Source organism: Aromatoleum toluvorans, from assembly GCF_012910905.1.
In the GTDB taxonomy this organism is placed as follows: domain Bacteria; phylum Pseudomonadota; class Gammaproteobacteria; order Burkholderiales; family Rhodocyclaceae; genus Aromatoleum; species Aromatoleum toluvorans.
In genome coordinates, this window is sequence record NZ_WTVN01000041.1 from 15647 (window position 1) to 32626 (window position 16980).

Annotated in this window: 21 protein-coding genes; 9 read left to right on the forward strand and 12 right to left on the reverse strand. The window is 66.3% G+C overall.

The annotated features are described in order from the left end of the window. Nucleotides 1-42: 42 nt before the first annotated feature. From fliJ to fliR, 9 genes are all read left to right on the forward strand, one after another. Nucleotides 43-498, forward strand: a complete 456-nt coding sequence (gene fliJ, locus GPA22_RS19500) for a flagellar export protein FliJ (protein WP_169257744.1) — start codon at nt 43-45, stop codon at nt 496-498. A 73-nt stretch (nt 499-571) separates the two neighbouring features. Continuing rightward, nucleotides 572-1846 carry a flagellar hook-length control protein FliK gene (locus GPA22_RS19505; RefSeq protein WP_246264541.1) on the forward strand — a complete coding sequence of 425 codons (1275 nt, stop codon included), beginning with the start codon at nt 572-574 and terminating at the stop codon, nt 1844-1846. Nucleotides 1847-1938: 92 nt separating this feature from the next. Next, nucleotides 1939-2499: a flagellar basal body-associated FliL family protein gene (locus tag GPA22_RS19510; RefSeq protein ID WP_169257728.1), complete on the forward strand. Its 561-nt coding sequence runs from the start codon at nt 1939-1941 to the stop codon at nt 2497-2499. A gap of 9 nt (nt 2500-2508) precedes the next feature. Then, a complete protein-coding gene (gene fliM, locus GPA22_RS19515) occupies nt 2509-3516 on the forward strand; it encodes a flagellar motor switch protein FliM (RefSeq protein ID WP_169257729.1) in 1008 nt (335 codons plus the stop codon). Next, nucleotides 3509-3985: a flagellar motor switch protein FliN gene (fliN, locus tag GPA22_RS19520; RefSeq protein WP_169257730.1), complete on the forward strand. Its 477-nt coding sequence runs from the start codon at nt 3509-3511 to the stop codon at nt 3983-3985. Before fliM ends, fliN begins: the two co-directional genes overlap by 8 nt. A 151-nt stretch (nt 3986-4136) precedes the next feature. Continuing rightward, nucleotides 4137-4595, forward strand: a complete 459-nt coding sequence (gene fliO, locus GPA22_RS19525) for a flagellar biosynthetic protein FliO (protein WP_343036104.1) — start codon at nt 4137-4139, stop codon at nt 4593-4595. Between the two features lie 16 nt (nt 4596-4611). After that, nucleotides 4612-5370: a flagellar type III secretion system pore protein FliP gene (gene fliP / locus GPA22_RS19530; protein WP_169257747.1), complete on the forward strand. Its 759-nt coding sequence runs from the start codon at nt 4612-4614 to the stop codon at nt 5368-5370. Between the two features lie 16 nt (nt 5371-5386). Beyond that, the gene (fliQ, locus tag GPA22_RS19535; RefSeq protein WP_169257731.1) at nt 5387-5656 is read left to right on the forward strand and encodes a flagellar biosynthesis protein FliQ; all 270 of its coding nucleotides are present in this window, start codon (nt 5387-5389) and stop codon (nt 5654-5656) included. Nucleotides 5657-5664: 8 nt separating this feature from the next. After that, on the forward strand, nt 5665-6444 hold the full coding sequence (gene fliR, locus GPA22_RS19540) for a flagellar biosynthetic protein FliR (protein ID WP_169257732.1): 780 nt from the start codon (nt 5665-5667) through the stop codon (nt 6442-6444). Between the two features lie 7 nt (nt 6445-6451). On the opposite strand, the gene GPA22_RS19545 is transcribed toward fliR, so the two are convergent. The 12 genes from GPA22_RS19545 to flgB form a co-directional block, all read right to left on the reverse strand. Next, the gene (locus GPA22_RS19545) at nt 6452-6910 is read right to left on the reverse strand and encodes a hypothetical protein (protein ID WP_343036105.1); all 459 of its coding nucleotides are present in this window, start codon (nt 6908-6910) and stop codon (nt 6452-6454) included. Nucleotides 6911-6920: 10 nt separating this feature from the next. After that, complete coding sequence (gene flgL, locus GPA22_RS19550) at nt 6921-7853, reverse strand: flagellar hook-associated protein FlgL (RefSeq protein WP_169257733.1); 933 nt, start codon at nt 7851-7853, stop codon at nt 6921-6923. A 14-nt stretch (nt 7854-7867) separates the two neighbouring features. Next, nucleotides 7868-9307 carry a flagellar hook-associated protein FlgK gene (flgK, locus tag GPA22_RS19555; RefSeq protein WP_169257734.1) on the reverse strand — a complete coding sequence of 480 codons (1440 nt, stop codon included), beginning with the start codon at nt 9305-9307 and terminating at the stop codon, nt 7868-7870. 66 nt (nt 9308-9373) lie between these two features. Next, a complete protein-coding gene (gene flgJ, locus GPA22_RS19560; RefSeq protein WP_169257735.1) occupies nt 9374-10399 on the reverse strand; it encodes a flagellar assembly peptidoglycan hydrolase FlgJ in 1026 nt (341 codons plus the stop codon). A 1-nt stretch (nt 10400) separates the two neighbouring features. After that, a complete protein-coding gene (locus GPA22_RS19565; RefSeq protein WP_425483970.1) occupies nt 10401-11516 on the reverse strand; it encodes a flagellar basal body P-ring protein FlgI in 1116 nt (371 codons plus the stop codon). A gap of 25 nt (nt 11517-11541) precedes the next feature. Beyond that, entirely contained in the window at nt 11542-12216 is a 675-nt protein-coding gene (locus GPA22_RS19570) for a flagellar basal body L-ring protein FlgH (protein ID WP_169257737.1), read from the reverse strand. A gap of 10 nt (nt 12217-12226) precedes the next feature. Then, entirely contained in the window at nt 12227-13009 is a 783-nt protein-coding gene (flgG, locus tag GPA22_RS19575) for a flagellar basal-body rod protein FlgG (RefSeq protein WP_169257738.1), read from the reverse strand. Nucleotides 13010-13146: 137 nt separating this feature from the next. Beyond that, the gene (flgF, locus tag GPA22_RS19580) at nt 13147-13887 is read right to left on the reverse strand and encodes a flagellar basal-body rod protein FlgF (protein ID WP_169257739.1); all 741 of its coding nucleotides are present in this window, start codon (nt 13885-13887) and stop codon (nt 13147-13149) included. Nucleotides 13888-13913: 26 nt separating this feature from the next. Further along, a complete protein-coding gene (gene flgE / locus GPA22_RS19585) occupies nt 13914-15173 on the reverse strand; it encodes a flagellar hook protein FlgE (RefSeq protein ID WP_169257740.1) in 1260 nt (419 codons plus the stop codon). A gap of 24 nt (nt 15174-15197) precedes the next feature. Further along, a complete protein-coding gene (locus GPA22_RS19590; protein WP_169257741.1) occupies nt 15198-15875 on the reverse strand; it encodes a flagellar hook assembly protein FlgD in 678 nt (225 codons plus the stop codon). Between the two features lie 18 nt (nt 15876-15893). Beyond that, complete coding sequence (gene flgC / locus GPA22_RS19595) at nt 15894-16298, reverse strand: flagellar basal body rod protein FlgC (protein ID WP_169257742.1); 405 nt, start codon at nt 16296-16298, stop codon at nt 15894-15896. A 17-nt stretch (nt 16299-16315) separates the two neighbouring features. After that, entirely contained in the window at nt 16316-16720 is a 405-nt protein-coding gene (gene flgB, locus GPA22_RS19600; RefSeq protein ID WP_169257743.1) for a flagellar basal body rod protein FlgB, read from the reverse strand. Nucleotides 16721-16980: the final 260 nt, after the last annotated feature.

A 16980-nucleotide genomic window follows, 5' to 3' on the forward strand; every position in this document is an offset into this window, starting at 1 on the left:
TACATGCGCGCGTCACGCCGCGACACCTACCATTTCCGCACCATGGGCAATCCCTTTCCCCTCAAGCCGCTGCTTGAACTGAGCCAGACGCGCATGGACGACGCTGCCCGTCGGCTCGGCGAGCTCATCGCCAGCGAGCAGGAGGGCACCCGCAAGCTCGAACTCCTGCAAAACTATCGCGACGAATACGAATCGCGCTTCCATGAAGCGGCGCGCAACGGCATCAGCCCGGACGAGTGGCGCAACTTCAGTGCCTTCATCGGTCGCATCGACGAAGCCATCGCCGTCCAGAAGGCCAACGTCGACCGCTCCCGGCTGATGACCATCGCCGGGCAGAATGCGTGGATCGCCCAGCGCAACAAGGTGAAGGCCTTCGACACGCTGCAGAAGCGGCATCAGCTCGGCGAGGCGCGCAAGGAGGCGCGGATCGAGCAGCGGCAATCCGACGAGCATTCCGCCAAGCGCTACCTGATCCGCGACGAAGCGGGCGAATCCTGAATCCCGAGCGCACATCGGCTTGGCATGCGCCTTGCTCAATCACGGCAGACACAGCCGTGCAAGGGAATCCACAATGTCGAATCCGGTACTGAACAGCATGTTGCGCCTCACTGCCCCGTCGGCTCAGGCGCAACCGATTCAGCGCGGCGCCGAAGAGAGCCGGGCCGGCAGCAACGAACCGCAGGACGACGGCTTCTCCCGCGCGCTGGAGCGCCGCATGAACACCGCCGAGCGTGCTCCCGCCCGCCCCGAACGCGAACGGCCGCAAGAGCGCACCGCACAGGTGCCGGAACGCCCGCGGGGCGAAGCGCCAGGCGAAACGCGGCGCAGCACCGAATCGCGCGAGCCGGCTCGCGAGAACGAAACCGCTGATGCCGAGGCACCTGTCGAAAGTCCCTCCCCGGAATCCGCCGCGGCAGATAGCGGCGCGCAGGACGGCAATACGCCCCAGGACAACGCTCAGGAGGCGAATCCCGCCGCCCAGGCGGCAAACCTTGCCGCCTTGATGCCGGGCGTTGCCGCATTGCCGACCGCTCCGGCCACCAGCGCGGGCGATGGATTGCTAACCTCGGACGCCCTGCTCGACGACGCACCCAAACTCAAATCCGGTGCCTTCACGCTCGGCCAGCTGATCGCCGAAGCCACCACCGGCAAGGCCGCGACCGAGGACAAGCCTGCGGTCGAAGCCGGCATCGAGGCGGGCACGACCGGCAAGGCGAAGGTCGAGCTGGCCGCCGACACGCCGCCGCCCGCCTTCGGTGCACGCCTGCAGATGGCGGCAGGCCAGCCGTCGGCTCCGCCGGCACCCGGCCTCCAGGCACTCCAGCCGGACGCCCAGGCAGCCGGCCTCCATGCGTCCGCCTTCGCGCCGGGTACTGCCCGCACCGAACAACCGCAGCTGCCGCAACTGCCGGTGCATACCCCCGCCGGCCAGCGCGCATGGGCCGAGGACGTCGGCAACCGCATGATGTGGATGGTCGGGCGGCACGAATCCAAGGCCGAGCTGGTACTGACGCCGGCCCATCTCGGCAAGCTCGAGGTCTCTATCCAGATCAGCGGCGACCACACTACGGCACACTTCGTCGCCTCGTCGGCGGCCGCCCGCGATGCGCTGGAACAGGCCATGCCGCGCCTGCGCGAAGTGCTGCAGCAAGCGGGCATCAATCTCGGCCAGACGAATGTGAGCACCCAGAGCGATCAGCGCGCGCAGCAGGACACCGGCACCGGCTCGGGCCACCGGCAGCGCGGTGCGATCGCCGGCGAGCATGCGACCGACACCCACATTGCCCCCCTCGCCCCCGCGTCGTGGCCGCGCACAGGCCTGGGCATGGTCGACACCTTCGCCTGACAGCTTGAATTGGGGCCGGTCTTCCCCACTTTTCCGCAATTGGGCAACGCAACTTATCGCGGATAATCCAATTGTGGAAACAGGAGAACTGAATGGCCAAGGCCCCTACCCCCCCTCCCGCAGCAGCTGAAACCGCGGCCCCGGTGCCGAAGCGGGGCAAGAAGATCCTCATGCTGCTCATCGCCGCCGCGCTCGTGGTGACGCTGCTTGCCGCCGCGGTCGTGGGTTTCCTGTTGTGGAAGAAGGGCCATGCGGACGCGGAAGGGAGCGGGGACACCCCTGCAGCGACCACTGTCGATCTGAGCAAGCCTCCGACCTTCGTCCCGATGGACCCCTTCGTCGTGAATCTTGCGCCCACGGAAGGCGACCGCTACCTGCAGGTCGTCATGGCGCTGCGCGTTGCCGATGCGAAAACGGGGGAGAACCTCAAGGCCTTCATGCCGGAAATCCGCCACCAGATCAATTTGTTGCTATCGAGCAAACTGCCGTCGGAACTGTCTACGATGGAAGGCCGTGAAGCGCTGGCAGCGGAAATCCTTCGCCGCACGAACGGCGTCCTGGTCCCCGCCCCCGCGAAGCAGGGCGACGGGAAGGCAGCCGCTCCGGCCGGGCCGATCCAGGCGGTGCTGTTCAATTCGTTCATCATCCAGTAAGAGGACGTCATGTCTTCCGATTTTCTCTCCCAGGACGAGGTCGACGCGCTGCTGAAAGGCGTCACCGGGGAGCCCGAGGAGCAGGAAGAGGAGCTTGAGGAGCAGTCGGGCGTCCGCCCGTACAACCTGGCCACCCAGGAACGCATCGTCCGTGGGCGCATGCCCACGATGGAGCTCATCAACGAGCGCTTCGCCCGATACCTGCGCATCGGACTGTTCAACTACATGCACCGAAACGCCGAAGTGTCGGTCGGGCCGGTGAAGGTGCAGAAATACGGCGAGTTCGTCCGCAACCTGGTGGTGCCGACGAACCTCAACCTCATCCTGGCGAAGCCCCTGCGCGGCACCGGGCTGATCGTCTTCGACCCGAACCTCGTCTTCCTCGTCGTCGACAACATGTTCGGCGGCGACGGCCGCTTCCACTCACGCGTCGAAGGCCGCGACTTCACGCCCACCGAGCAGCGCATCATCCAGGGCATGCTCAACGTCGTCTTCACCGAATATACGCGTGCCTGGGCACCGGTGTTCAAGATCGAGATGGAGTACGTGCGCTCGGAGATGAATTCGCAGTTCGCGAACATCGCCACGCCGTCCGAGATCGTCATCTCCGCAAGCTTCTCGCTGGAATTCGGCGGCGCGCAGGCCGACATGCACATCTGCTTCCCGTACTCGATGGTCGAGCCGATCCGCGATCTCCTCTACTCGACGATGCAGAGCGACCACCTGAGCCAGGACAACCGCTGGATCAAGCTGCTGTCGCGGCAGCTGCAGAGCGCGGAGGTCGAACTGGTGTGCAATCTTGGCAGCGCAGAAGTGACGCTGCGCGACATCGTCAACATGCGCGTCGGCGACGTGATCCCGATCGACGTGCCCAAGCTGCTGCAGGCCGACGTGGACGGCAGCGCGGTGCTCGAAGTGAGCTACGGGCGCCAGGGCGGAAACTACGCGATCCGCGTCGAACGCTTCCTCGCCAACGACGACGCCGACTCCTCACCCATCGGAGGCCAGAATGGCTGACAACGACAACGATCTCGACAATCAGATAACCGAAGACGACTGGGCAGCAGCGATGATGGAACAGGCCGCGGCCGAAGGCGGCCCGGATGCCGAAGCACGTCGCGTCGCGGCCGACCTCGCCGCCGCCGCGGAGTCGCCCTACCAGGCCAAGCCGGCCAGCCACCTGTTCCCGGATTTCGGCGCCGCCTCGCCGCGCTCGGGCGGGCTCAACGACTTCGACATGATCCTGGACATCCCGGTCCAGCTCACCGTCGAACTCGGCCGCACCAAGATCTCGATCCGCAACCTGCTGCAGCTCGCCCACGGCTCGGTCGTCGAACTCGACGGCCTCGCGGGGGAACCGATGAACGTGCTCGTCAATGGCACGCTGATCGCACAGGGCGAAGTGGTGGTCGTCAATGACAAGTTCGGCATCCGCCTGACCGACATCATCACGCCCGCCGAACGCATGCGAAAGATCCGCGGCTGATCGCGGCAGGCGGCCGCACCGGCCGCCGCCGCGCAGCGCTGCATCCCCGCGGCAAACCACCGAATTGTCCCCTTTTTGTCCGTCTTATTGCCCCGTCGGCAAGACAGGCGCGCGGGTATGCTTCCTCCATCCGAAGAAGCGCAGATCCGCCGTGACGCATTTCCCGAAACCTCCCGGGCTCGCCGCCCTCGCCCCGCTGGCACTCGCCGGCGCAGCCACGCCGCTTTTCGCTGCGGAGGTGGCCGCCCCCGCAGCCCCCGGTATCGCCGACGGCCTTGCCCAGATGCTGCTGGGCCTCGCCGTCGTCCTCGGACTGCTGCTCGGCTGTCTCTGGCTCATCAAGAAGCTGTCGGCGCCGCACGGGGCCGCGGCCGGGCTGAAAGTGCTCGGCGCAGTTCCCGTGGGCCCGCGCGAGCGCGTCGTTCTCGTTGAAGTAGGCGGACAGGTACTGGTGCTGGGCGTGACGCCCACCAACGTGCGCACGCTGCACACGCTGCCCGCCGATGCATTGCCGGGCACCACGCCCGACGCCCCGCCCGTCTCCGGCCCGTTCGGCGACTTCCAGGGCTGGCTCAAGCGTTCGATGGAGCGTCGCAACGATGCGAAATGACGCCCCCTGCGCGCCGATGCGCGCCCTCACCTCCTGCGCGCTGATCCGCGCGCTCGCGCCATTCGGCCTGCTCCTTCTGCCGCTCGCGGCAAGCGCCCAGGGCCTGCCGGCCATCACCGGCACGCCGGCCCCCGGCGGCGGCACCACCTACAGCCTGAGCGTCCAGACCCTGCTGCTGCTCACCTCGCTGAGCTTCCTGCCCTCGATCGTGCTGATGATGACGAGCTTCACGCGCATCATCATCGTGTTTGCGCTGCTGCGCACCGCGCTGGGCACGCAGACCTCGCCACCCAACCAGGTGCTGCTCGGCCTGGCGCTGTTCCTGACGTTCTTCATCATGTCGCCGATCGCGGAGAAGGTGTATGCCGACGCCTACCTGCCGATGTCGCGCAACGAGATCCAGTTCGACCAGGCCCTCCAGCGCGCCGCCGTGCCCGTGAAGGCCTTCATGCTCAAGCAGGTGCGCGAACCGGACGTCGCGCTGTTCGCGAAGCTGTCGAAGACGCCCCCCGTGGAAAAGGCCGAGGACCTGCCGATGCGCGTCGTCGTGCCGGCCTTCGTCACGTCGGAGCTCAAGACCGCCTTCCAGATCGGTTTCCTCGTCTTCATCCCCTTCCTCATCATCGACATGGTGGTCGCGTCGGTGCTGATGTCGATGGGCATGATGATGATGTCGCCGGTGATCGTTTCGCTGCCCTTCAAGATCATGCTGTTCGTGCTGGTCGACGGCTGGACCCTGCTCGTCGGGTCGCTGGTCGGCAGCTTCGCGGTGTAAGACAGGAGAATTCGCCATGACCCCGGGTACCGTCGTCGATATCGGCCGCCAGGCCGTCGAGATCACCCTGATGCTGGCCGCGCCGATGTTCCTCGCCGCGCTCATCACCGGCCTGATCGTCAGCGTCTTCCAGGCCGCCACGCAGATCAACGAAATGACGCTCACCTTCGTGCCCAAGCTCGTCGCGGTGTTCGTCACGATGGTGGTCGCCGGGCACTGGATGATCACGCTCATCACCGATTTCACGCGCCGGCTGTTCGAATCGATACCGACGATGATCGGATAGCGGCGGCGATGCTGAGCGTCACCTCCGCCCAACTCGACGCCTGGCTCGCCGCGCTGATGTTTCCGCTGGCGCGCCTGCTGGGCCTCGTCACGGCGGCCCCCCTGTTCAGCAACCGCATGGTGCCCGTGCGCGTGCGCCTGGCGGTCGGATTGGCGATGGCGATGGCGGTGCTGCCGGCACTGCCGCCCATGCCTGCGGTGCCGGCCGACTCGATGCTGGCGCTGGCGGTCCTCGCCCAGCAGGCCTTCATCGGCATCGCGATGGGCTTCATGATGCGGCTGATGTTTGCCGCGGTCGACGTCGCCGGCGAACTGATCGGCCTGCAGATGGGCCTCTCCTTCGCGGTGTTCTTCAGCCCGCAGACCGGCGGCCAGTCGTCGGTGATCGCCGAATTCATGGGCCTGCTCACGCTGCTCGTGTTCGTGGCGATGAACGGCCACCTGATGCTCGTGAACGTCGTCGTCGCGAGCTTCGACTGGCTCCCGGTCGGCAAGCTGCCCAAGGGTGCGGGATGGATGGTGATCGCCTCCTACGCCGCCGTGATGTTCGCGTCTGGCCTGCTGCTGGCGCTGCCGATGGTCGCGGCGCTGCTCATCACCAACACCGCACTCGGCGTGCTCACGCGCGCGGCGCCGCAGCTCAACCTCTTCGCGGTGGGTTTTCCGGTGACGCTTTCGGTGGGCTTCGTCGTGCTGCTGCTGAGCCTGGGGAGCCTTGCGCCGGTGCTGCAGCGCATCTTCGAATCCGGCTTCGACGGGATAGACCGGCTGCTGCGCGCTTTCGTGTGATGCGGTTTCAGATGCCCGGGAAGGTGCGCGAACGGCGGTAGCGCACTTCGCCGCTCGCAACCCGCTGCGCGAACGGACGGGTCGAGTCGATGCCTTCCTCGAAACGCATCACGTCGTATCCGGCAAAGCCTTTCGATTCGGCGATTTCCCGCGCATTGCGCACGAAGATCTGACGCGCCTCGCCGTCGCCGCCCGTGACCAGGCTTTTCATGCGCAGGTCGAAGCGCACGCGCTCCTCGTCGAGCCGCGTCACGGAGATCGTCCAGGTCGGCGCCAGGGGATCGTAGATCGCATAAGCGATCAACGCGCCACCGATGAATTCCGCCTCGAACAGCTCGAGTTCGGAAGCGGTGATCGCCGCACCGACGCCCCCCGCGACCTTCGCCCCGTGCTCCTGCAGCAGCGCGCACCCCGCAAAGATGGGCACGATCAGGCACAGGGCGAGGCGGGCGGGCACGCGGATCACGTTCGAGACCTCAGCCGCCGAGCAGATTGAAGAGCGACAGGCCCGTCACGCGCAGGTAAGACTGCTGGGCCGCCTGCAATACCGTCTGCTGCTGCGTGAAGCGCGTGATCGCCTCGTTGTAGTCGAGATCCTGCAGCCGGGACAGCGTCTCGGCATATTGCTGATCCTGGATTGCCGAGAGATCGCCCAGCAAATCGAGCTCCAGCATGCGCGATCCGACCGAGGCGCGTATCGTGCTGACGTTCTCGAGCGCTGCGTCCATGTTGCCGATCGCCTGGGACACCGCGGCAGAAATGCCCGACGTCGGACCGCGCAGCGCGGTGATGAAATCCGAAATGGCGCCGAACATCTGCGATTTGCCGGTCGCGTCCGCCATGAACACTTTGCTGCCCGGCTCGGCAACCGGCATGATGCGGGTCGACCCGACCTGCATGCTGCGCTCGCCACCGTCGCCCGCGTACATTACCGCACCGGGCCCGGCCGACGGCACCGCGGCGCCGCCCGAGAAGGCCGGCTGCGCGGACTGATAGCCCGCGAACTGGTAGTCCCCCGTCGCATCCTTGCTGTTGGCGATGCCCAGCAGGGCGTTGAACTGCGCCTCCAGGTCGGTCGCGATCGCCTGGTGCTCGCTCGCGCTGAACGCCCCGTTGCCCGCCTCCACCGCGCGCGTGCGGATGTAGGTGAGGATGTCCGTGATGCTGCCGAGATTGCTCTCGAGCGAAGCCAGCGCATCCTTGGCGTACCCATGGTTGGTCTGGAACTGCGTATTGACGCTCTTCGTCTGCGTCACTTCGAGCGCGCGCGCTGCGCCGATCGGGTCGCCGGAAGGGCTCAGGATGCGGCGCCCGGAAGACAGCTGCTGCTGCGTGTGCAGGAGGCTCCCGCTCTGCTGCATCATCGAGTTGCGGCCCGCGTCGAAGATCATGCTGCTGGAAATTCTCATGATGTCACCCCCGCTCAACGCGAAATCGACAGGATTTCGTCGAACAGCGTCCCGGCGACCGACATGACCCGCGCCGCAGCCTGGTAGGACTGCTGGAAGCGGATCAGGTTGGCCGCCTCTTCGTCGAGATTCACCCCGGAAAGGGATTGCTGCGCATCGACCGCCTGCTGCAGTTGCGCTTCCTGGCTGCGCTCGCCGATCTGCACCTCGCGCGTCTTGTTGCCGACGAAACTGACCAGCTGCGCGTAGGACGACTGGAAGGTCGCCGTGTCGCCGTTCATGACCTTTTCGGTCTGCAGCGCGGCGAGTCTCAGGGCGTTCTCGTTGTTGCTGCCGCCGGCCCTCACCGTGCCCGTCGGCGCCCCCGACGCGGCGACCTTGCGCGGATCGGTGATCGCGACCGCGAAGGCCCCGGCAGCCTCGCGGCGCCCGAGGGCCGTGCCGGCAAAACTGCTCAGATCCTTGAAGAAGGCGACACCGGTCGTCGTCCCGTCGAGGCCGAATCCAGCTGAATGGAGTGCGTTGAACTCACTAGAAACCGCAATGGCAAGATCACCCAGCTGTTCGCGCGCCGCATTCAGCGTCTCGTTGCGGAACTTCAGCATCCCGCCGAGTTGGCCGCCGGTGAGCACCGAATCCGGCATCAGCACCGAGCCGCCGCCGGGCGTTGCAAGATGGATCTCGCCGCGGAAGGGATCTACCGAGGGATCAACCTCCACGGCCAGTTGCGACACCGCCGTGCCGACGACGAGCGGCTGGCCGCTGCCGATGAACACGCTGAGCGAGCCGTCCGACTCCGTCGTCGTGCTCACCTTCACCAGCTTGTTCAGCTCCGCAACGAGGTTGTCGCGCTGGTCCAGCAGGTCGTTCGCCGGAATCGACGTCCCGCCCACCTGCGCCAGCACGATGCGCTCGTTGATATCCGAGATCTGGCGCGCAAAGGCATTGATCGAATCGACAGTGCTGACGATCTGGCCTTCGTTGATGTCGCGAATCTCGTTCAGCCGCGTATCGAGTCCGTTGAACCGCGCCGCCAGCGACTCCGCGGTGGAGATCAGCGCCTGTCGCGCAGGAATGCTCGACGGATTCGTCGCCACGTCCTGCACGCCGGCAAAGAAGTCGGCCAGCGCCGGAGACAAGCCCGAACTGGTGTCGGCAAGAAGGTTGTCGATCTGCGAGATCTGGGTGTTGTAGGCGGCAAATTCTTCCTTGCGCGCCGACGCATTGAGCACCTGCTGGCTCAGGAACTGGTCGTACTGCCGCCGCACGCCGTCGACCTTGGCCCCCTGGCCGAAAAAACCGGCGCCCGAGAAGAACGGGTCGGCCGTGGTCAGGAGGGTCGTCTGGCGATTGAAGCCCGGTGTGTTCGCGTTGGTGATGTTATGGCTGGTCGTCAACAGGTTCGCTTGCGAACTGTTGATGCCTGTCAGACCGATGCTCAGTAGTCCTGCCATGATGCCTTCCTCGTTACCACTGCTCTTACGGCATTACCTAGCAAAACTTTTGCCAGGCGACGGACTTCATCCCGCGAGCGCCGTCCGCAGCGTCGCGCCGCCGATGATGCGCGTGAGCTTGTCGGCATACATCGGGTCGGTCGCGTAGCCCGCCTGCTGCAGGCTGCGTGCGAACCCGGCGGCATCGGTCTGGCCTAAAACCTCGGCATAGCGGGGATTGCCGCGCAACAGGCCCGCATAGTCGCGGAACGCCTCGGCATACGAGCCATAAGCGCGGAAGCGCGCGGTTTCGGTGTAGGGGCGACCGTTCGCATACTCGGTGACCGGCACCTCGACCACCGGCCCCTTCCAGTTCGGCCCGGCCTTGATGTTGAAGAGGTTGTAGCTCGGCGATCCGTCGGCCCGGCGCAGTTCTCCGCGCCCCCATCCGGTTTCCAGCGCCGCCTGCCCGACCATGAAATGCGCCGGAATGCCCGTGCTGCGGCTCGCCTCGCCGGCATGTGCCCACACGCGATTCACGAACTCCCGCGCCCCTTCGGGAACCGGACGCGACGACGGCAGCGCATCCAGTGATTCGGCGCCACCGCTTGCCGGACGCGCCGTCTCCGCCCGCCTGCCCGCGGCCCCGATCGCGGCACCGAAACGGGCCGCGAACTGCGACAGCTCGTCGGCCTCATCGGTCAGATCTGCGGCGCGATCTGCCGCCGGCAACTGGCTGCCGGCAACGATTGCCGCCCGCCGCGGGATGCGCGACACGTCGAGGCTGCCCTCACCGCCTGCCGCCTGCGTCGCCGCCTCCCCGCCGAGCTGGCGGAAGATCACGTCCGCGAGGCCGATGCCGCGCCCCTGCGCCATGTTCATCGCCATCTGCTGGTCCTGCATTGCCTGGAAAAGCCGCGTCTGGTCGCTGTCGAACATGCCATTCGACGGCACCGCATCGCGCATCGATTTCAGCACCATCTGCAGGAACATCGCCTCGAACTGCTTCGCCGCGGCGCGCAGGCCCTCGGGCGAGTTACCGTCGCGCGCGAGCCGCTTCATACCGGCCAGCGCATTCGGGTCCATGACGTTGATCTGGGGGACGGCCACCATGTCAGATCACCTCCAGCTCCGCGCGCAACGACCCGGCGGCCTTCATCGCCTGCAGGATGCTCACCAGATCCATCGGCGTCGCACCGAGCGTGTTCAGCGCCTTCACCACCTCCGCCAGGTTTGCCCCGGCGCGGACGTTGTGCAGCGTGCCCTGTCCCTGCTTGATATCGATCGTTCCGCTCTGCGTCGTCACCGTGCGCCCGCCGGACAGCGGTGCCGGCTGGCTCACGGCGGTCTCGACCCCCACCGTCACGGTCAGGTTGCCATGCGCGACGGCGACGTTCTGCAGCGTCACCGTCTGGTTCATCACCACCGAACCGGTACGCGAATTGACGATCACCTTCGCCGCCTGCTGCACCGGCGTGACTTCCAGATTCTCGAGCTTGCCGAGGAAGGCGACGCGGTCCGACGGATCGAGCGGCGCACGCACCTGGATGCTGCGCCCATCGAGCGCTTGCGCCGTACCGCCGGAGGTTGCCAGGTTGATCGCATCGACGACCCGCCGCGCGGTGCCGAAATCGGTGTCCTTCAGCTCGAACACCACGAATTCGCCCTGCGCGATCGAGGTCGGCACGGCGCGTTCGACGGTCGCACCGCCGGGAATCCGCCCGGCAGACAGATGATTGATGGTCTGCGACGAGCCGCCACCGGTCGCGCCCGCGCCGCCCACCAGCAGGTTTCCCTGCGCGACGCTGTACACCTGCCCGTCCGCGCCCTTCAGCGGCGTCATCACCAGGGTACCGCCGCGCAGGCTCTTCGCATTGCCGATCGACGACACCGTCACGTCGATCTGCTGGCCGGGCCGCGCGAACGGCGGCAGGCTCGCGGTGACCATCACCGCGGCGACGTTCTTGAGCTGCAGGTTCGTGCCGGTCGGAATCGTCACGCCCATGTTGCCGAGCATGTTGATGATGCTCTGCACCGTGAAGGGCGTCTGCGTCGTCTGGTCGCCGCTGCCGTCGAGGCCGATCACCAGGCCGTAGCCGACAAGCTGGTTCTCGCGCACGCCGGCGATCGTCGCCAGGTCCTTCAGCCGCTCCGCGGCGAACGCCGTCCCCGCGAGCAGCAACGCCAACGCGCACGCGAACGCGCGGATCCCCCTTTTGCGCAACATCATCGACTCCCGCGACGAACCGGACCGCTCAGAACGGCGACACCGCAACGAAGAAGCGCTGCAGCCATCCCATCGTGTTCGACTCGTCGATATAACCGCTACCCTTGTATTCGATCCGCGCATCGGCGACCTGCGTCGATTGCACCGTGTTCGCCGCGGTCACCGTGTTCGGGTTGATGACGCCCGAGAAGCGGATGAACTCGCTGCCCTGGTTGATCGCCACCTGCTTCTCGCCGGAGACCAGCAGGTTGCCGTTCGGATACACCTCGATCACCGTCACGGTGATCGTGCCGTTGAACACGTTGTTCGCCGCCGACGCGCCCTGGCCCGAGAAATCCGACTCGACGCCGGCCTGCAGATTCATGCCCGCCAGCCCCGCCAGCGGGACCTTGGACGCGGCCGTGATGCCGCCGGAAACGTCCGAGGCACGTGTCGCGCTGCTGTTGGCGCGCTTCTGCGCGGTGTTGCGCTCGACGAGATTGATCGTCAGCGTGTCGCCGACGAGACGCGCGCGCCGGTCCTCGAACAGCGGCCGCAACTGCGTCGCCTGGTAGATCGAACCGTTCGCCGGCGCCATCTGCGTGCGCCCCTCCGGCCGCACGGACATCGGCTGATGCACCACCGTCGGCGGCGTGGAGTAGATCGACGCGCAGCCCGACAGCAGCATCAGGATCCACAGGGCCGGCAAGCTCAGGCGGTTCATGATGCGCTCCTTACAGCTGCGTCAGCCGCCCCAGCATCTGGTCGGACGTCTGCACCGCGCGCGAGTTGAGCTCGAAGGCGCGCTGCGTCGTGATCATGTTCACCAGCTCCTCGGCCACGTTCACGTTCGAAGTCTCGACGAACTGCTGGTTGATCAGGCCGGCACCGTTATTCCCGGGCGTGTTGGGGGTCGCCGTGCCGCTCGAAACCGTCTCGCGGAACAGGTTCTCGCCCGCGCTCGACAGTCCGCCCGGATTCACGAAAGTCGCGATCTGGATGTTGCCCACCACGGTCGGCGCGGTCTGCCCCGCCTGCAGCACGCTCACCGTCCCGTCCCGGCCGATCGTGATCGTCTGCGCATCGTTCGGGATGATGATCGCCGGCTCCATCGGGAAGCCGCTCGCCGTCACGATCTGCCCCTGCGAATCGAGCTGGAAGGCGCCGTCGCGCGTATAAGCGGGCGTGCCGTCGGGCAGCGTCACCTGGAAGAAGCCGTTGCCCTGGATCGCCATGTCGAGCGGATTGCCGGTCTGCTGCAGGTTGCCCTGCGTGTGGATGCGCTCGGTCGCCACCGTGCGCACGCCGGCGCCGATCTGCAGTCCGCTGCCGATCTGGTTCTGCTGCGTGTTCTGGGCGCCCGGCTGCCGGATCGTCTGATAGAGCAGATCCTCGAACACCGCACGCGCGCGCTTGAACCCGTTGGTGGAAACGTTCGCGAGGTTGTTCGAAATCACGTCCAGCTGCGTCTGCTGCGCATCGAGGCCGGTCCGCGCAATCCACAATGAGCGAATCATGATCCTGACTCCCTTTCCCTTCGCAGGCAGACGGTCTGCCTGCAGTCTCGGGGCCAGTTTACGGCCGGGCCGGACGACTCAATCGCCGGAACACCCGCCGAAAAGACCCGCTAATTTCCTGGCGCGCCCCGTCCCGCTCAACGCGCCGAGAGCAGCTGTGTCGCCGCCCGGTCATTGGCCTCGGCGGTCTGCAGCATCTTGGTCTGCATCTCGAACTGGCGCGCCAGCGAGATCATCGTCACCATCTGGTCGACCACGCTCACGTTGCTGCCCTCGAGGAATCCCCCGGCCACGCGCGCGTTCTCGTCCAGCGGCGCCGGCTGACCGTCCGGCGTGCGAAACAGCCCGTCGTCGCCCCGTACCAGTGAGGCCTCGGGCGGATTCACCAGCTTCAGCCGCCCGACGACATTCACGACGTTCTCGGCCCCGCCGGCCTGCATCGCCGAAATCGTGCCGTCGCTGCCGATCGAGATCTCGTTGTCCGGCGGAAGCGTGATCGGGCCGCCGTCGCCGAGCACCGGCAGGCCGCGGCGCGTCTGCAACACTCCATTCGGGCTCAGTTCGAGGCTGCCGTCGCGCGTGTACGCCTCCCGCCCGTCGGGCAGCTGCACCGCGAGCCACCCCTTGCCCTCGACTGCCACGTCCAGCGGACGCCCGGTCTGCTGCATCGCACCCGGCTCGAAATTCGTCGCCACGCTCGCATCGACGACGAAGGCCCGCGTCGCCAACCCTTCGCCCTGCACCGGCACGGCGCGCAGCTTGTGCATCTCGGCGCGGAAACCCGTCGACGTCGCGTTCGCCAGGTTGTGCGACACGGCGGCCTGCTGGCCCATCGTGTGCTTCGCCCCGGTCATCGCCGTATAAATCAGCCGATCCATGTTCCGCTCCCCTTATCCGGCACCGATCAACGCAGGTTGACCAGCGTCTGCAGGATCTGGTCCTGCGCGCGCACGGATTGCGCGTTGGCCTGGTAGGTGCGCTGCTGCACGATCAACTGCACCAGCTCCGCCGTCAGGTCGACGTTGGCCTCCTCGATCGAGCCCGCATTCAGCAAGCCCAGATTCGCGCCGCCCGGCGTACCGACGATCGGCTGGCCCGAGTCCGGCGACTCCGCCCACAGGTTGCTGCCAAGCGACAACAACCCGTTGGGACTCTGGAAATTCGCCAGCACCACCTGGCCGAGATCCCGGCTCTGGCCATTGCTGTAGCGCCCCAGGATGACGCCATCGTCACCGATCGTGATGCCCGTCAGGCGCCCGGAGGCAAAACCGTCCTGGCGCAGCGTATTCACGCCGAACGCGCTGCCGAACTGCGACGAATCCGCCAGATCGAAAGCGATCGTCTGCGTCGCCGAGGCGCCGGTACCGGCAAATTGCGGGAAAGTGATGCTGAACTGGCCGCCCGATGTCATCTTGCCGGCCGTGTCGAACTGCAGCGGCGAACCCGGCGCGGGGATCGCAGTCGCGCTGCCCGAGCCGTCCACCTGATAGAACCCGTTCCACGTACCCGCTGCGGTCTTCTGGAAGAAGAAGGTCAGGGTATGCGCATTGCCCAGGGTGTCATAGGCGGTGGCGGACGTCGAAAAGTTGTACCCGCCCGCCGCCACGTTCGTACGATCGAGCGGAGCCGGATTCGCCGGATCGAACGAGGGCGAAACCGGCTCGCGCGAATCGAAGTTCATCGCCAGCGTCATCTGCGACGACGGATTCGGCTGCACGTCCGAGAAGTCGAGCTGCAGCCGCTGCGGTTCGCCACCGGCCTGAATCACGCCATTCGTCGCGGTAAAACCCGTCAGCTGGAAGCCCTGCGCATTGACGATGAAGCCATCCTTGTTCACGTCGAACTGACCGTTGCGCGTGTAGGCGATCGTCCCGTCCAGCGAGGCCATGCGGAAGAAGCCGTTGCCGTTGATCGCGACGTCGAGCGGATTGTTCGTCGTGGTGATGTTGCCCTGGGAGAACAATTGCGTCACGGCACCGATCGACGCCCCGATGCCCACCTGCGTACCGCCCCCCGCACCGTTCAGCGCCGCCGCGAAAACGTCGGAGAACTCTGCGCGCCCCGCCTTGAAGCCCACCGTATTCGAGTTCGCCACGTTGTTGCTGATGACATCGAGGGCCTTGGCCGAGGAATTCAGTCCGCTCAAGCCTTGCTGGAATGCCATGATCGTCTCCCTGGAACTTCAGTCTCAAACAATCTGCCTGACGTCGGACATCTTCACGATGCCGAGGTCGCCAATCTGGAGGTCGGTACCCTTTGCGCCGCGCACCACGCTCGACACCGCACCGAATTCGAGGACTTCCGCCTGCACCGGCTTGCCGCCGGTCACCGCCTCGATGCTCACCTTGTACTTGCCGTTGGCCGCACGGCTGCCGTCGAGCGTCGTGCCGTCCCACTGGAAGTTGTGCGTCCCCGCGGCGAAGGAACCCAGGTCGACCGAGGCGACCTCCAGGCCCTGCGCATCCTTGATCTTCATCGTCACCGCGTCGGCCGGCACGTCGAGCGCAAAACCGCCGATCGAACCCGCGTCGCCCAGCTTCAGGCCGTTGCCCGGAATCAGCACCCCACGCCCAACCAGAGACGCTGCCTGCAGCGACTCGGTCGACTGCTGACCGTCGAGAAGCTGCGTCAGCATCGTGTTGAGCCGCTCGATGCCATCCACGGTGCTGATCTGCGCCAGTTGCGAAGTCACCTGCGCATTGTCCAGCGGATTCATCGGATCCTGGTTCTTCAACTGGGCGGTCAGCAGCGTGAGAAAGCGCCCCTGGCCGACCGCGTCCGCCTTCGCCTCGGGCTTGTCCTTCCGCGCGAGCAGGGCCACTGCCGACTCAGCCGCTGCGGAAACCGTGTTGTTGACCGTTGCCATGATCCGCTCCAGGAAGCTTTACTGTCCGATCTGCAGCGTACGCTGCAGCAGCGTACGCGCCGTGTTCATCACTTCCGCGTTGGTCTGGTACGCGCGCGAGGCCGAAATCATGTTGGTCATCTCCTCGACCACATTCACGTTCGACATCGTCACATACCCTTCCGCGTTCGCCGCCGGATTGCTCGGGTCATACTGCAGGCGCCCCGGCTCCGCACTCTCGACGACGTCCGACACCTTCACGCCGACCCCGCCCGGCCCCGCCACCGGCGTCGCGGTGAACACCACCTGCTTCGCGCGATACGGCTGCCCGTCCGGCCCGGCAACGCTGTCCGCATTCGCGAGGTTCGACGCCGTCGCATTCAGACGCGCGGACTGCGCATGCAGCGCCGATCCCGCAATCGCAAAAACATTGAACATGCTCATGGACGCCTGCCCTCCCCTCACTGACCGGTGATCGCCGTCTGCATGCTGCGCAGCACGCCGTTGACGAAGGTCACGCTCGCCTCGTAATGCACCGCGTTCTCGGCGAAGGCGGCGCGCTCCACGTCCATGTTCACCGTGTTGCCATCCACGCTCGACTGGAACTCGCGGCGAAACCCGACGAAGGCCCCGAACGGCGTCTCCGCAGCCGCACCGAGATGGCGCGACGACGTGCCCGTCAGTTCCAGCGGGCCCATGCGCTCGCCCATCGCCCCTTTCAACGCCGCACGGAAATCGATGTCGCGCGCCTTGTAGTTCGGCGTATCCGCGTTCGCGATGTTCGACGCCAGCATCTGCTGCCGCTGCGCCTGCAGGTTCAGGGCCGTCTGATGAAACTGCAGCGCGCTGTCGAGTTGGGTCTTCATGGCATCACCTCAAGTTCTCCCGCCGGTTGCCGTAAAGGCCATCATCGACGGGCAATCGCCTCATTGCACCTTCCATGCCAGCGATGTTAGCCCCGCCCCGACAGGCCGCTTGCCACGATAAGACCGGCAAATACCGGCCAATTCCGCCGCTTCCGATGCTCCCGCGACACCGCCCGGCAAACGCCACCGGAAAACTTTGCCGGTTGCCGATCGGCCGGCCGCATGGTGCAATGCGCCCCATGCTCGCGCCCCCCCTCATG

Excerpts from the sequence above, each read along its gene's own strand:
- fliJ (WP_169257744.1), top strand. The coding sequence starts at position 43 with ATGGGCAATCCCTTTCCCCTCAAGCCGCTGCTTGAACTGAGCCAGACG.
- GPA22_RS19505 (WP_246264541.1), top strand. The coding sequence starts at position 572 with ATGTCGAATCCGGTACTGAACAGCATGTTGCGCCTCACTGCCCCGTCG.
- GPA22_RS19510 (WP_169257728.1), top strand. The coding sequence starts at position 1,939 with ATGGCCAAGGCCCCTACCCCCCCTCCCGCAGCAGCTGAAACCGCGGCC.
- fliM (WP_169257729.1), top strand. The coding sequence starts at position 2,509 with ATGTCTTCCGATTTTCTCTCCCAGGACGAGGTCGACGCGCTGCTGAAA.
- fliN (WP_169257730.1), top strand. The coding sequence starts at position 3,509 with ATGGCTGACAACGACAACGATCTCGACAATCAGATAACCGAAGACGAC.
- fliP (WP_169257747.1), top strand. The coding sequence starts at position 4,612 with ATGCGCGCCCTCACCTCCTGCGCGCTGATCCGCGCGCTCGCGCCATTC.
- fliQ (WP_169257731.1), top strand. The coding sequence starts at position 5,387 with ATGACCCCGGGTACCGTCGTCGATATCGGCCGCCAGGCCGTCGAGATC.
- fliR (WP_169257732.1), top strand. The coding sequence starts at position 5,665 with ATGCTGAGCGTCACCTCCGCCCAACTCGACGCCTGGCTCGCCGCGCTG.
- flgL (WP_169257733.1), bottom strand. The coding sequence starts at position 7,853 with ATGAGAATTTCCAGCAGCATGATCTTCGACGCGGGCCGCAACTCGATG.
- flgK (WP_169257734.1), bottom strand. The coding sequence starts at position 9,307 with ATGGCAGGACTACTGAGCATCGGTCTGACAGGCATCAACAGTTCGCAA.
- flgJ (WP_169257735.1), bottom strand. The coding sequence starts at position 10,399 with ATGGTGGCCGTCCCCCAGATCAACGTCATGGACCCGAATGCGCTGGCC.
- GPA22_RS19565 (WP_425483970.1), bottom strand. The coding sequence starts at position 11,516 with ATGATGTTGCGCAAAAGGGGGATCCGCGCGTTCGCGTGCGCGTTGGCG.
- GPA22_RS19570 (WP_169257737.1), bottom strand. The coding sequence starts at position 12,216 with ATGAACCGCCTGAGCTTGCCGGCCCTGTGGATCCTGATGCTGCTGTCG.
- flgG (WP_169257738.1), bottom strand. The coding sequence starts at position 13,009 with ATGATTCGCTCATTGTGGATTGCGCGGACCGGCCTCGATGCGCAGCAG.
- flgF (WP_169257739.1), bottom strand. The coding sequence starts at position 13,887 with ATGGATCGGCTGATTTATACGGCGATGACCGGGGCGAAGCACACGATG.
- flgE (WP_169257740.1), bottom strand. The coding sequence starts at position 15,173 with ATGGCATTCCAGCAAGGCTTGAGCGGACTGAATTCCTCGGCCAAGGCC.
- GPA22_RS19590 (WP_169257741.1), bottom strand. The coding sequence starts at position 15,875 with ATGGCAACGGTCAACAACACGGTTTCCGCAGCGGCTGAGTCGGCAGTG.
- flgC (WP_169257742.1), bottom strand. The coding sequence starts at position 16,298 with ATGAGCATGTTCAATGTTTTTGCGATTGCGGGATCGGCGCTGCATGCG.
- flgB (WP_169257743.1), bottom strand. The coding sequence starts at position 16,720 with ATGAAGACCCAACTCGACAGCGCGCTGCAGTTTCATCAGACGGCCCTG.